The following is a 12291-nucleotide window of genomic DNA, read 5'->3' on the forward strand; positions in this document are numbered from 1 at the left end:
GAGCATGACTGTCGCAAAAGCAGAAGTTGTCATCACCTATTGCACCCAATGCCAGTGGCTGCTGCGCGCCGCGTGGCTGGCGCAGGAGCTGCTCAGCACCTTCGGCGACGACCTCGGCAAAGTGTCACTGGTGCCGGGCACCGGCGGGGTGTTTCACATCACGTGTGACGGCGTGCAGATCTGGGAGCGCAAGGCGGATGGCGGCTTTCCTGAAGCCAAGGTGTTGAAGCAGCGGGTGCGCGATCAGATCGATCCCGACCGCGACCTCGGTCACAACGACCGCACTCAGTGAGACGCGGCTTCGGCGGCGACGGTTTTTTTGTCGGCATTGCCTGACATTCGCGCCGACACCACGATGGCGACGATGATCAGCGCGCCGCCGAGCAGCATGCGTAACGTCGGGTTCTCATCGAACAGCAACCAGGCAATGGTGATGCCGTAAACCGGTTCCATGGCGAACACCACGGCGGCGGTGCGCGCTTTGATCACCGCCAGGCTGGCGACAAACAGGCTGTGGGCGACGGCGGTGCAGAACACGCCGAGCAGGGCGATCCACAACCAGTCCAGCGCGCGCACTTCGATCAGTTGCGGCGCTGCTACCGGCAGAAGACACAGCGCCACCACGACGTTTTGACAGAGTGCCGCCTGCACCGCCGGGATGCGCCCGGAGCTTGCGCGGTTGGTCAGTGACAACAGGGAAAACAGCAGCCCCGAGAGAACCGCCCAGAGCAAACCCGTGGTGGCACCGCTGGCCAGATCGAACGCCGGCGTGACCAGCACCAGACCCACGCTCACCAAAACCACCAGAATGATTTCATTCGCGCGGATGCGCTCGCGAAAGATCAGCCCTTCGAGAATCACCGTGAACGCCGGGAAACTGGCAAACCCCAGGGTTGCGATGGCCACGCCGGCGACCTTCACGGCAATGAAAAAGCTCACCCAGTGACCGGCCAGCAGTACGCCGCTGAGGGCGAGGCGCCGCCAATCCACGGCCTGAAGTTTTTGCCAACCGTGCTGGCTGGCGAAGCGGGCAAAAAATGCCAAGGCGATTACGGCAAACGCAGCACGTCCGAAAACGATCACGGCAGGGGAGGCAGCGGCGAGTTTGCCGAACACTCCGGTCAGGCCAAACATCAGAGCGCCGATATGCAGGGCGCCGAGGGCGGTACGCGGGGTCATTGCAGTCCTTAATCCAAGCGCAGATTCACAGTCCTATTGAAACGTGTAGAAGCCAATAAATCTGTCGGCAAACTATCGTCCTTTATCGCCAGCCTCGCGCCGCAGCTTTCCCGGCGAGGCGCCAAACTCGCGCAGCACCGCCGCGGCAAATGCACTCTGCGAGCTGTAGCCGACCCGACTGGCGATTTCACCAATCGGTAGTGCGGTCTCACACAGCAGGGCCACAGCCTTGTGCAGCCGCCGACTGCGGATGTAATCCATCGGCGTCTGCCCGCATTCGGCCATAAAACGCGCATGCAGGCGCGCACTGGACAACCCGGCGACCCGCGCCAGATCGGCGACCTGCAACGGGTAAGCAGCGTATTGCTCAATGTGCGCGTCCAGTGCCGCGTAGGGCAGGCGGCGGGCGGTGAGTTCGACAGGTTGCACATGGTTGAGACTGGCCAGCAGCAATACCGCGCCTTGCTGGGCGATCAACGGATCACTGACCGGACTATTCGCCAGCCAACTGACCAACTGGCTTTGCCCAGAGTCCAGCGACAACCGGGCGGTCTGGTCGAGTAAGCGGCGACTGGCTTCGGCGTGCTCGCCCAGTGAATCGAGCAGCCATTGCCCGTCAGGGATGTCCATGACCAGACAGCGACTGCCACCGGGGCTGCCGCAAGCGTGATGGGCGCCGGCAGGAATGACCACGAAACTCTGCTGACGGACCTGACTGCCACAGCCCTCGACCTCGAAATCCAGCGCGCCCGACAGGCCGAACACCAGTTGCGCATGGTCGTGGCTGTGGACGATCAGGTCGTGGGTGTAATGACGCAGGGTGAGGATCGGTCGCATGGCAGGTCGTCTCCGAAGTGACCGACAGTCTACACCGACGCCCCCTGAGTACATTGTCACAGGACTGACTCGCGCTTGTCATGGACGATTAACCGGACGCGCGCAAGCTGGCGAAAACATCCAGAGGGTTGCCCATGACCAGCGCCGAGCTCGCCAAACCCAGCCGCAAACAACGGGTGCGAACCTTGTGGATTTCCGACGTGCACCTGGGCACGCGGGATTGCCAGGCGGAGCATTTGTCGCAATTTCTCAAGGGCTACCACACCGACAAGATTTATCTGGTCGGTGACATTATCGACGGCTGGAAACTGCGCGGCGGCATGTATTGGCCGCAGGCACACACCAATGTGATCCGCCGCTTGCTGACCATGAGCAAGCGCGGCACCGAGGTGATCTACGTCACCGGCAACCACGATGAATTCCTGCGGCGTTATTCGAAGCTGATTCTGGGCAATATTCAGTTGGTCGACGAGGCGGTGCACGTCACGGCTGACGGTCGCCATTTGCTGGTGATTCACGGTGACCAGTTTGATGTGATCACCCGCTATCACCGCTGGCTGGCCTTCCTCGGCGACTCGGCCTACGAAATTACCCTGACGCTCAATCGTTGGCTGAACCACTGGCGCGCGCGATATGGCTACGGTTACTGGTCGTTGTCGGCGTACCTGAAGCACAAGGTGAAGACGGCGGTGAGCTTTATCAGTGATTTCGAAGAAGCCATCGCCCACGAATGTGTGAAGCGTGAGTTGCATGGTGTGGTCTGCGGACACATTCACCATGCCGAGATCCGCAAGGTCGGCGAAGTGGACTACCTCAACTGCGGCGATTGGGTGGAGTCTTGCACGGCGCTGATCGAGCATTGGGACGGCACGATCGAGTTGTATCGGCTGGCGGATGCGCAGGCGCGGGAGGCGGATTTAAAAGCTGCCAAGGTTGCAGAAATCGCCTAAGCGACAAAGAACCCTGTGGGAGCGAGCAAGCTCGCTCCCACATTGGTTTGTGGCGTGCTCAGGCCGGGCTGTGTTCTGCCATCGCCGCCTTGTAGATCGAATTTTTTGGCTGAGCAAACAACCGTTCCATCATCGGCTCAAAGAAGCTTAACGGCAGCGTGTCATACCCCGGATCAAACGCCGCAGCATCGTACCTGGCGCAAAACTCGGCGGTTGCCTGAAACTGCGGATGCTCCTTGAACTGCTCGCGCAGATGCCGATCCATGCCCAGATGATGAAAGAAGTAGTAACCCTGAAACACCCCGTGTTTCTCAACCATCCACAGGTTCTCGGCACTGACGAACGGCTTGAGTATCGCCGCCGCAATGTCCGGATGATTGTACGAGCCCAAGGTGTCGCCAATGTCGTGCAGGAGGGCGCAAACCACATATTCCTCGTCGCGGCCATCGCGAAAGGCGCGGGTGGCGGTTTGCAGCGAGTGAGTCAGGCGATCCACCGGAAAACCGCCGAAATCGCCTTCGAGCAATTTCAGGTGGATCAGTATGCGTGCTGGCAACTGTTTGGCGTAGGCGCTGAAGTCTGCGGCGATGATCGCCCAGTCTTCCTGCGTGCCATCCTGCATGTGGGTGAAGCGGGCATTGGCGTTCATCGGCAATCCTCGTACTTTCTTGTTTATTAGAACGCCACGCGACCCAGAATCATGTCGCGGTACATGACGAAGTCGCCCAGCAGGCTGTACAGCGGATGCTGGAACGTCGCCGGCCGGTTCTTTTCGAAGAAGAAATGCCCGGCCCAGGCGAAGCTGTAACCGGCCAGCGGCAGCGCCAATAACAGTAGCCAGGCGCCTTTGGCGATGGTCAGCGCGAGAATGAAAATAACCAGTGTCGTGCCAATGAAATGCAGGCGACGGCAGGTGCTGTTGTTGTGTTCGCTGAGGTAATACGGATAGAACTCAGCGAAACTGTTGAAATGCTTGATGTTTTCCACGACTGCGTTCTCTGTGGTTATTGTTCTGGCGACGAGTTGTGCTGCGGGCAGCTTATTTGAGTCTAGAGTGATCATGGGTGTGGGCCAGTGACAATCGGCGCCACTTTAGTATCCTTCGCAAATCGGGCCGTAACATGCGGTCCATCATGTAAAAGAAAAACGCCATGAGCGAACGAACGACTTCTGCAAGCTGGGCGATGGGGATTGTCAAAGCATTGGAGATGGACGGCCTGGATTGCCGGGTTCTGTTCAAGCAACTGGGGCTTGATTACACGGCTCTGGATGATCCGGATGCGCGTTTCCCGCAAGACTCCATGACCCGACTCTGGCAGCGGGCGGTCGAGGTGTCCGGCAACCCGGCCATCGGCCTGAACATGGGCAAAGTGGTGCGTCCGGCCTCTTTTCATGTCGCCGGTTACGCGCTGATGTCCAGCAATACCCTGGCCGAAGGCTTTCAACGGCTGGTGCGTTATCAACGGATCATCGCCGAAAGTGCCGACCTGAGTTTTCGTCTGCTGGATGAAGGTTATGCGCTGATTCTGACGGTGCACGGTGATCATCTGCCGCCCACCCGACAAAGCGCCGAAGCCTCGCTGGCCTGTGCGCTCGCCCTGTGCGGCTGGTTGACCGGGCGCACGCTGCACCCGGTCAAAGTGTTGGTGCAGGGCGATGAACCGACTGATCTGCAACCCTACAAACAAGCGTTCCATGCGCCGCTGGTGTTCAGCGCGCCTTACGATGCGCTGATTTTCGAACGCGCCGACATGGAAGCGCCGCTGCCCACCGCCAACGAGGCCATGGCGCTGTTGCACGATCGCTTTGCCGGGGAATATCTGGCGCGGTTTTCCGAAAGCCGTGTGACCCACAAGGCGCGGCAGGTGCTCTGTCGGTTATTGCCTCAGGGCGAGCCCAAGCGCGATACGGTGGCGCAGACCCTGCACCTGTCGCAACGCACGTTGCAGCGAAGGCTGCAGGAGGAGGGCACGAGTTTTCAGCAGTTGCTCGATGACACCCGCCGCGAACTGGCCGAACAGTACCTGGCGCAGCCGAGCATGACCTTGCTGGAAATCGCGTATTTGTTGGGCTTTGCCGATCCGAGCAATTTCTTTCGCGCCTTCCGCCGCTGGTTCGACACCACGCCCGGTGATTACCGGGCGCGGTTGGCCAAGGCGCCCAACGCCGTCAATGACGCCAAAAGGCCGGAATACACAGTACAAACACCGTAATGATTTCCAGTCGGCCGAGCAGCATTCCGGCTGACAGGATCCACTTGGCGGCATCCGGCAGGGTGGCGAAGTTGCCCGCCGGGCCGATGGTCTCGCCAAGGCCCGGGCCGACGCCGGACACGGTGCTGGCGGCGCCGGTCAGCGCGGTCATCCAGTCGACGCCCAGCAGCGACAGGAGCAGGGCGATCACGCAGATGGTGATGGCGAAGAAGAACGAAAACGTCAGAATCGAACGCACGATCTCTTCGTCGAGACGATGACCGTTGTACTTCTGCTTGATCACCGCACGCGGGTGAATCAGTTGGTGAAGGTTGGCCTTGAGCAGGATATAGGCGACCTGGAAACGGAAAATCTTGATCCCACCTGCTGTCGACCCGGAGCAGCCACCGACAAAACCCAGATAGAAGAACAACATCAACGAGAAGTTGCCCCACAGGCTGTAGTCGCCGAGGGCAAAACCGGTGGTGGTCAGTACCGACGTCACGTTCAGCGCCACATGGCGCAGCGCATCCAGCCAATGCAGTTGGGTCGTCCACCAGTACCAGGTGCCAAGCACCAGCCACGTCACCAGCAACATCGCCAGCAAACCCTGCACCTGCTGATCCTTGATCAACGCCCGGCGGTTGCCGCGCATCGTTGCCACGTAGAGGGTGAACGGCAGGCTGCCGAGAATCATGATGACAATCGCCACCCAGTGCACCGCCGGTTGCGGCCATTTGGCCAGCGATTGGTCGGAGGTCGAGAACCCGCCGGTGGAAATCGCCGACATCGCATGGTTGATCGCGTCGAACAGGCTCATCCCGGCCCACCAGAACGCCAGGCTGCCGAGGATGGTGATGCCGACATACGCCGCAACGATCAGCCGCGCCACCATGTGCGAGCGGGGCATGACCTTTTCCGAGCGATCCGAGGATTCGGTCTGGAACAGGCGCATACCACCAATTCGCAGCAGCGGCAGAATCGCCACCGCCATGCCGATAAAGCCGATGCCGCCGATCCAGTGCAGCAGCGAGCGCCACATCAGAATCCCGGGGGACATGTTGTCCAGACCGTTGAGCACGGTAGCGCCGGTTGCGGTAATGCCGGACATGCTTTCAAAAAACGAGTCGGTGTAGCTGATGTGCTGGGTCAGCAGAAACGGCAGCGCGGCGAAGATACACACCACCAGCCAACTGCTGACGGTCAGCAGGTACATGTCGCGCGGACGCAGGTGAATGTGTTCCGGGCGGCCCGGAATCACCAGTGCAAGACCCGCAACGAAGGTGATCATGCTCGCCCAGAGGAACGACGGCAGATCGCCGGTGCGGTCGAAAATCACCAGGGTGGCCATCGGCACGACCATGGCAATCGCCAGAGTGATCAGGAAGATGCCGATGATGAAACCAATGATCCGTAAGGTCGGCAACGCCATGAAGTCTGCTCGGGCTGATATAGGAAGGGCGCCATTCTACCCGTGGGGCAGGGCATGTAAACCGGCATCCCTTTGGCAGATACCGCTAGAATAGCCGCATATTTTTTTCAGGAGGTGGCCGATGCAGGCTCTCGACGCTTTGCTCAACCGTGTTTCCGTTCCACGACTGGTCGAACCGGCCCCCACCGCGCAGCAGCGTGAAGCCTTGTTTGCCGCCGCATTGCGTGCGCCGGATCACGGGCACTTGCAGCCGTATCGCTTTCTGACCGTCGAAGGCGCGGCGCGCGAGCAGATGGGCGAGTTGTTGGCCGAAGCTGCGCAGAAACAGGAAGGCGAAATCACCGAAGCAATGATCGACAAGGCGCGCAACGGCCCGCTGCGTGCACCGCTGGTGGTTGTGGTGATCGCGAAATTGCAGGAACACGTGAAATATCCGAAGGCCGAGCAGTTGCTGGCCGCCGGGTGTGCGGCCCACGGGATTTTGCTGGCGGCGTATGCGCAGGGGATTGGTGCGGTTTGGCGTACGGGTGATCTGGCTTATTCGCAGCATGTAGCCCAAGGGTTAGGGCTGGTGGAGGGTGAGGAAGTGATTGCATTTCTGTACCTCGGCACACCGCAGAAAGAGCCGCGGGTGGCGGAGAAGGTTGATCTGGCTGAGTTTGTCAGCGTTTGGCCTGGTAAAGCCTGAAGATCAAAAAGCCCCTCATCGGAACGCCGCCCGCCTAACCCTCTCCCGGGGGGAGAGGGGACTGATTGGGGGATGCTTACGAGATGCGCCGACCTGAACGTAGATCAACAGCCCCTCACCCTAACCCTCTCCCTGAGGGAGAGGGGACTGAATCGGGGATGCTCACGAGATGCGGCGACGTGAGCGATCTTTGGTGAATCCGCATTTCGAATGGTGAGTCGGCTGCGGTTTACGGATATCTCGAATCCATAATCGACTCGATTTTTCAGGTCGATGGATAGCGCCAGACACCGCGGTCGGCCCCCTCTCCCTCCGGGAGAGGGCTGGGCGGGCGGCGTTCCGATGAGGGTAGCTGTCAGGGCTGGACAACAGCGCCTGGAACCAGCGGCAATTCCAGACTGGCAACAAACCCGCCGTCAGGATGATTGGCCAGCACCAAACTCCCGCCATGTCGCTCCGCCGCACGCCGTGCAATCGCCAAGCCCAGACCATGACCCGCCGCCGTCTGCCCCGGTGCTCGATAAAACGGTTCGCCCAACTGGCTCAAATGTTCGGCCTGCACCCCAGGGCCATGATCGCGCACACTCACCACAATCCGCTCACCCTGACGCGAAGCCTGCATTTCAATCGCCTGCCCCTGCGGATTGAAGCGCTGCGCATTGCGCAGCAGGTTATCCACGGCGCGTTCGATCATTGTCGGCCAACCCTTGAGGTTTAGTTGCGGCTCGAGGTCCAAGCGTACGATCTGCTCCGGCGATCCCAGTTGCGCATCCTTTTGCAGCGTGCCCAGCAGCGCATTTAAATCCACGTCTTCAGCGCTGGCGTTGTCGGCATCGACCCGCGCTAGCACCAGAATTTCACTGATCAGCGCTTCCAGTCGATCGCACTCGCGGGTCAGTCGTGGCCAGAGTTTTTCGCGTTCTTCAGGGTTGGCCCGTTCTGCCAGCGCCAAGGCAATTCGCAGCCGTGCCAGCGGTGAGCGCAGTTCATGGGACACGTCGCGCAATAACTGACGCTGACTGCCTATCAGGCTTTGCAGGCGCGCACCCATGCGGTTGAAATCATTGGCGAGGACACCGAACTCATCGCGGCGGTTGGCCAGTTTGGCCAGGCTGTTTTGCTGATAAGTAGCCTGCCCCAAGTCATGTACCGCGCCGCGCAAACGGCTGAGCGGGCGGGTGATGGAGAAAGTCACCAGCAAGCTGAACAGGGTCAGTACCACCAGCGCAATGCCCAGCGCACTCAATGGCCAGAGCAGGCTTTCGCGGTGCCAGGAGTCGAGTTCAGGGTGTGGGATGCGGTAGATGAACAGGTAAGTGTCACCGGTTTTTTCACTGGTGAACTCATCAGTCAGACGCCGCCACGGCAGGCGCCGGTCATCGTTGTTCTGGCGGGCTTCGAAGGCTGCGGCGCGACGTGGGAAGGTGCCGCGCACGACCGGGTCACCGCTTTCGTTCAGCACTTGAACGTCGATGTGGTACTGGCGTTTGCGTTGTTGGAGGATGTCCTGGGCGGCTTCTTCGCCTTGCGCTTCGTAGCTCTGTGTCCACTCCGCCGCGAGGGTATTGAGGCCCGGATGACGACTGAGGATCCACGCGTCCTGATTGAGCATGTGCCCCAGCAGAATGGACAGCCCGGCAACCAGAGCAATGGCCAGCCAGAAGCTTGCGAGAATACGCCAGAACAGTGAACGCACAGAAAATCCTCAAGCTAGCGCAAATTCCTGTGGGAGCGAGCCTTTGTGGCGAGGGGATTTATCCCCGTTGGGTCGCGCAGCGGCCCCAGAACCTGTGGATGCGGGATCAGAGATACCGCGTGGAATGGTTCTGCGACTGCTTCGCAGCCGAACGGGGATAAATCCCCTCGCCACAAAAGCTCGCTCTCACATTGAATTGAGTGGAAAAAGACCCGGCGGGGTTTACCGTCGGGTCAGAACATTATTGCGCTTTTTGCGGCTGTTGCGCTTTCCACGCCTTGAACTCTGCCCATTCTGCGCGACGCTCGGCCTTTTTCTTCTGGATCTCGTCGAATTTCTTCTGTTGATCCGGTTTCAGCACGGCGCGAACATCGGCCTCGGCTTTCTTGTGGTTGGCGGCCACCTCGTCCTTCATGGCTTTCTGGTCAGCCGGCGAGAGTTTTTCCAGGTACTTGTCGACCACTTGCTTACGCTCGTGCATCTGCTCGCCCATGATCTTGCGGATCTGATCGCGTTGTTCGCGGGACAGGTCGAGTTGGCTGTACGGGCCTTTGCCGTGCATGCCGTGCATCTGACCGCCGTGGCGTGGGCCGTCGAGCGGGCCACCCATTTGGCCGCCGTCTTGCGGCATGGCCATGGCGACGGTTGGCAGAGCGGCAGCGAACATCAGAGCGATAAGAGTCTTGCGCATGGTGTATCTCCTTGTCTCGTTCCCGGTACGTTCCGGATGAGTTCAGATTACGCAGATCAAGGTCAGCGGCGGTCAGCGCTAGGTAAAGCTTGGGTAAAGACGATTTGTCATCCACCTGACAAACACGCCCTGTAGGAGTGAGCCTGCTCGCGATAGCGGTGGGTCAGACAAGAATCTGTTGACTGGCACACCGCTATCGCGAGCAGGCGCACTCCTACAGGGGGCAGGTTTACAGGCAGTAGAAGTAACCGCGGCTGCGCAGGGCAACGATGCGCGGGCGCCCGTCGGGGTGCGGGCCGATTTTTTTGCGCAGGTTGCTCACGTGCATGTCGAGGCTGCGGTCGTACAGGGTCAGCTTGCGGCCGAGAGCGATCTGCGCCAGTTCCTGTTTGTCCAGGGGCTCGCCGGGCTGCTTGAGCAGGGCTTCGAGCAGACGGCTTTCGGAAACGGTGAGGGTCAGTTCTTTCTCGTCGATGCTGACCACGCCGCGCACCGGGCTGAAACTCAAGTCGCCCAGCTCAAGCTGTGTCGACACGGCAGCCGGGTGGCTGCGGCGCAACACCGCGCGCAGGCGTGCGGTCAGCTCACGCGGATCACACGGTTTGGCCAGGTAGTCGTCAGCGCCCAGCTCCAGACCGAGGATTCGATCCAGCGGTTCGCCACGGGCCGAGAGCATCAATACCGGCAGATCGGCGTGATCGTTGCGCAGTTGCTTGAGCAGTTCCAGACCGCTGCCGTCGGGCAGCATCACGTCCAGCACCACCGCCGCCGGGGCCGTTTCGGCCAAGGCCTTGCGGGCGCTCTGGCCATCGTGGCAGGCACGCACCTGGAAGCCTTCCTGGCTTAGCCAACTGCTCAGGAGCTCACACAGCTCCTGGTCATCATCAATAAGTAACAGCTCGCTCATGACTCACTCAATTTAACCATTGCCGACGTTTTCGGCTTGCACCACTGGCAAAGATACCGCAGAGCAGCGCCAATAGCGCTACTCCGGCGCCAGTGACGAACCACTGCTGCTGATCGGTCAACAAGCGCGGCAGCGGGCTGGCCTGGGCTTCCTTGAGTTGCAGCTTGAGGCGCTGGTTCTCTTGGCGCAGCCGGGCGAGCTGAGCGCTCTCACGTTGGTTGTCGGCATTTTGCAGCTGTTTGCTCAGTTCTTCCCGCTGCTGCTCGCTCACTTTGAGGCGTTGCTGCAACTCGGTGATCTGGCTGCCGGCACTTAATGACAATGGCGTGGAGCTGCCGCCCTCGGTGGTTTCCTCACCATGGGCAGGCGCCATGATCGACAACGTGACCAACATCAGACACAACGGACCCTTGCGCATCGCGACACCTGTTTCCAAATGGATATTGGGCAGGTTGTCGGCAGGCAAACGAGAATAATGAGCGATTGAGAGCGGCAGGAATCAGGAAGGTTCATTGCGCCGGAGCAGACTTGCTTTTGGTGCTGGTGATTTTGTGGTGCAGGGGGCTTGGCAGGGCAAAGAGACTTGGTGGTGCAGATGACTTTGTGGCGAGGGGATTTATCCCCGTTGGGTTGCGTAGCAGCCCCAAAATCATTCAACGCGGTCTGCCTGACACACCTCATTGAATGATTCACGACTGCTACGCAGCCGAACGGGGATAAATCCCCTCGCCACAGGAATCTCCTTTGCCACAGGAATCTTCTTTGCAATAGAGGTCTCTTTTTGCCACAGAAATCCTGTAATGCCCTGACTTCAGCGTTAAGGCAGAACCTGCTTGAACGGCTTCACGACGACATTGGCGTAAACGCCTGCCGCGATGTACGGATCGGCATCCGCCCAGGCTTGCGCGGTGCTCAGGGAGTCGAACTCGGCAACGATCAGGCTGCCGGTGAAACCCGCTGCGCCCGGATCATTGCTGTCGACGGCCGGGTGTGGGCCGGCCAATACGATACGACCTTCGCCCTTGAGTGCTTGAAGGCGTTCAAGATGCGCAGGGCGCGCGACCAGGCGAGCTTCCAGTGAGTTGGCGACGTCGGTGGCAATGATTGCGTAGAGCATGTCAGTCCTCGGTTTTTGGTGTTGTGGTATCGGTGTCGTGCAGGTGACGCGACAGGTAAATGCCCTGTGCGACCAGGAACAGCACGGTCATGCAAAGGCTGCCGAACACCTTGAAGTCCACCCAGATGCTCTGGAAGGTAAAGGCGACGAACAGGTTGGCGGCCCCGCAGAACAGGAAAAAGGCGATCCAGGCGATGTTCAGGCGGGTCCAGACCGGATCCGGCAGGGTCAGCGCGTGGCCCATGATGCGTTTGATCAGCAGGCGGTCACCGATGAAGTGGCTACCGATGAAGGCTATGGCAAACAGCCAGTTGACCACCGGGGCTTTCCATTTCAGGAAGGTCTCGCTGTGGAAGGCCAGGGTCAGACTACCGAACACAAGGCAGGCGATCAGGGTCAGCCATTGGCTCTTTTCCAGCCTGCGCTGTTGGATGAAAAGTGCGCCGTAGACAACCACGGAGCTGATGATCAGCATCGCGGTGGCGCTGTAAATACCGCCTACAGTCACTTCATGGCCCGCGATGTCGACGACCCGTGGATCAAGTTTGTAAACGATGAAGAACAGCAAAAGCGGGATGAAATCGATGAATTGTTTCACAGTG

15 protein-coding genes are annotated in these 12291 nt (G+C 59.9%); 4 read left to right on the top strand and 11 right to left on the bottom strand.

All coding sequences use genetic code 11. From position 1 onward, the window contains the following. Positions 1–4: 4 nt before the first annotated feature. Positions 5–292: a SelT/SelW/SelH family protein gene (locus tag ACIQVE_RS06625; protein ID WP_093442622.1), complete on the top strand. Its 288-nt coding sequence runs from the start codon at positions 5–7 to the stop codon at positions 290–292. Here the strand turns inward: ACIQVE_RS06625 and ACIQVE_RS06630 are convergent. Together ACIQVE_RS06630 and ACIQVE_RS06635 are read right to left on the bottom strand one after the other, a co-directional pair. Further along, the gene (locus tag ACIQVE_RS06630; RefSeq protein WP_402805830.1) at positions 286–1179 is read right to left on the bottom strand and encodes a DMT family transporter; all 894 of its coding nucleotides are present in this window, start codon (positions 1177–1179) and stop codon (positions 286–288) included. The two genes, ACIQVE_RS06625 and ACIQVE_RS06630, sit on opposite strands and share 7 nt — an antisense overlap. 72 nt (positions 1180–1251) lie before the next feature. Then, positions 1252–2016, bottom strand: coding sequence for an AraC family transcriptional regulator (locus tag ACIQVE_RS06635; RefSeq protein WP_402805832.1), 765 nt, complete (start codon positions 2014–2016; stop codon positions 1252–1254). A gap of 134 nt (positions 2017–2150) precedes the next feature. Here ACIQVE_RS06635 and ACIQVE_RS06640 point away from each other — a divergent pair, with 134 nt between their 5' ends. Beyond that, positions 2151–2966, top strand: coding sequence for a UDP-2,3-diacylglucosamine diphosphatase (locus ACIQVE_RS06640; protein ID WP_402805834.1), 816 nt, complete (start codon positions 2151–2153; stop codon positions 2964–2966). Between the two features lie 58 nt (positions 2967–3024). Here the strand turns inward: ACIQVE_RS06640 and ACIQVE_RS06645 are convergent, their stop codons facing one another. Next, positions 3025–3615 (bottom strand): HD domain-containing protein, encoded by a 591-nt coding sequence (locus tag ACIQVE_RS06645; protein WP_402805836.1) that lies wholly within the window; start codon positions 3613–3615, stop codon positions 3025–3027. A 26-nt stretch (positions 3616–3641) separates the two neighbouring features. Beyond that, positions 3642–3953 (bottom strand): DUF962 domain-containing protein, encoded by a 312-nt coding sequence (locus ACIQVE_RS06650; protein WP_150594300.1) that lies wholly within the window; start codon positions 3951–3953, stop codon positions 3642–3644. Between the two features lie 164 nt (positions 3954–4117). Between ACIQVE_RS06650 and ACIQVE_RS06655 the strand changes: the two genes are divergently transcribed. Next, positions 4118–5179, top strand: a complete 1062-nt coding sequence (locus ACIQVE_RS06655) for an AraC family transcriptional regulator (RefSeq protein ID WP_402805839.1) — start codon at positions 4118–4120, stop codon at positions 5177–5179. Here the strand turns inward: ACIQVE_RS06655 and ACIQVE_RS06660 are convergent. Continuing rightward, complete coding sequence (locus ACIQVE_RS06660) at positions 5136–6590, bottom strand: TrkH family potassium uptake protein (RefSeq protein ID WP_402805842.1); 1455 nt, start codon at positions 6588–6590, stop codon at positions 5136–5138. The two genes, ACIQVE_RS06655 and ACIQVE_RS06660, sit on opposite strands and share 44 nt — an antisense overlap. 121 nt (positions 6591–6711) lie before the next feature. Here ACIQVE_RS06660 and ACIQVE_RS06665 point away from each other — a divergent pair, with 121 nt between their 5' ends. Next, positions 6712–7278, top strand: a complete 567-nt coding sequence (locus tag ACIQVE_RS06665; protein WP_402805845.1) for a nitroreductase family protein — start codon at positions 6712–6714, stop codon at positions 7276–7278. Between the two features lie 355 nt (positions 7279–7633). On the opposite strand, the gene ACIQVE_RS06670 is transcribed toward ACIQVE_RS06665, so the two are convergent. The 6 genes from ACIQVE_RS06670 to ACIQVE_RS06695 form a co-directional block, all read right to left on the bottom strand. Then, on the bottom strand, positions 7634–8974 hold the full coding sequence (locus ACIQVE_RS06670) for a sensor histidine kinase (protein ID WP_402805848.1): 1341 nt from the start codon (positions 8972–8974) through the stop codon (positions 7634–7636). A 241-nt stretch (positions 8975–9215) separates the two neighbouring features. After that, positions 9216–9665 (bottom strand): Spy/CpxP family protein refolding chaperone, encoded by a 450-nt coding sequence (locus tag ACIQVE_RS06675; RefSeq protein WP_402805851.1) that lies wholly within the window; start codon positions 9663–9665, stop codon positions 9216–9218. 229 nt (positions 9666–9894) lie between these two features. Continuing rightward, positions 9895–10572 (bottom strand): response regulator transcription factor, encoded by a 678-nt coding sequence (locus ACIQVE_RS06680; protein WP_402805853.1) that lies wholly within the window; start codon positions 10570–10572, stop codon positions 9895–9897. A 7-nt stretch (positions 10573–10579) separates the two neighbouring features. Further along, complete coding sequence (locus ACIQVE_RS06685) at positions 10580–10990, bottom strand: translation initiation factor 2 (protein WP_402805855.1); 411 nt, start codon at positions 10988–10990, stop codon at positions 10580–10582. 399 nt (positions 10991–11389) lie between these two features. Then, on the bottom strand, positions 11390–11689 hold the full coding sequence (locus ACIQVE_RS06690; protein ID WP_402805858.1) for a YciI family protein: 300 nt from the start codon (positions 11687–11689) through the stop codon (positions 11390–11392). Position 11690: 1 nt separating this feature from the next. Further along, entirely contained in the window at positions 11691–12287 is a 597-nt protein-coding gene (locus tag ACIQVE_RS06695; RefSeq protein ID WP_402805860.1) for a septation protein A, read from the bottom strand. Positions 12288–12291 lie beyond the last annotated feature (4 nt).

This window comes from Pseudomonas sp. NPDC098747 (assembly GCF_044760045.1).
Lineage (GTDB): Bacteria > Pseudomonadota > Gammaproteobacteria > Pseudomonadales > Pseudomonadaceae > Aquipseudomonas.

Excerpts from the sequence above, each read along its gene's own strand:
- ACIQVE_RS06625 (WP_093442622.1), top strand. The coding sequence starts at position 5 with ATGACTGTCGCAAAAGCAGAAGTTGTCATCACCTATTGCACCCAATGC.
- ACIQVE_RS06630 (WP_402805830.1), bottom strand. The coding sequence starts at position 1,179 with ATGACCCCGCGTACCGCCCTCGGCGCCCTGCATATCGGCGCTCTGATG.
- ACIQVE_RS06635 (WP_402805832.1), bottom strand. The coding sequence starts at position 2,016 with ATGCGACCGATCCTCACCCTGCGTCATTACACCCACGACCTGATCGTC.
- ACIQVE_RS06640 (WP_402805834.1), top strand. The coding sequence starts at position 2,151 with ATGACCAGCGCCGAGCTCGCCAAACCCAGCCGCAAACAACGGGTGCGA.
- ACIQVE_RS06645 (WP_402805836.1), bottom strand. The coding sequence starts at position 3,615 with ATGAACGCCAATGCCCGCTTCACCCACATGCAGGATGGCACGCAGGAA.
- ACIQVE_RS06655 (WP_402805839.1), top strand. The coding sequence starts at position 4,118 with ATGAGCGAACGAACGACTTCTGCAAGCTGGGCGATGGGGATTGTCAAA.
- ACIQVE_RS06660 (WP_402805842.1), bottom strand. The coding sequence starts at position 6,590 with ATGGCGTTGCCGACCTTACGGATCATTGGTTTCATCATCGGCATCTTC.
- ACIQVE_RS06665 (WP_402805845.1), top strand. The coding sequence starts at position 6,712 with ATGCAGGCTCTCGACGCTTTGCTCAACCGTGTTTCCGTTCCACGACTG.
- ACIQVE_RS06675 (WP_402805851.1), bottom strand. The coding sequence starts at position 9,665 with ATGCGCAAGACTCTTATCGCTCTGATGTTCGCTGCCGCTCTGCCAACC.
- ACIQVE_RS06680 (WP_402805853.1), bottom strand. The coding sequence starts at position 10,572 with ATGAGCGAGCTGTTACTTATTGATGATGACCAGGAGCTGTGTGAGCTC.
- ACIQVE_RS06685 (WP_402805855.1), bottom strand. The coding sequence starts at position 10,990 with ATGCGCAAGGGTCCGTTGTGTCTGATGTTGGTCACGTTGTCGATCATG.
- ACIQVE_RS06690 (WP_402805858.1), bottom strand. The coding sequence starts at position 11,689 with ATGCTCTACGCAATCATTGCCACCGACGTCGCCAACTCACTGGAAGCT.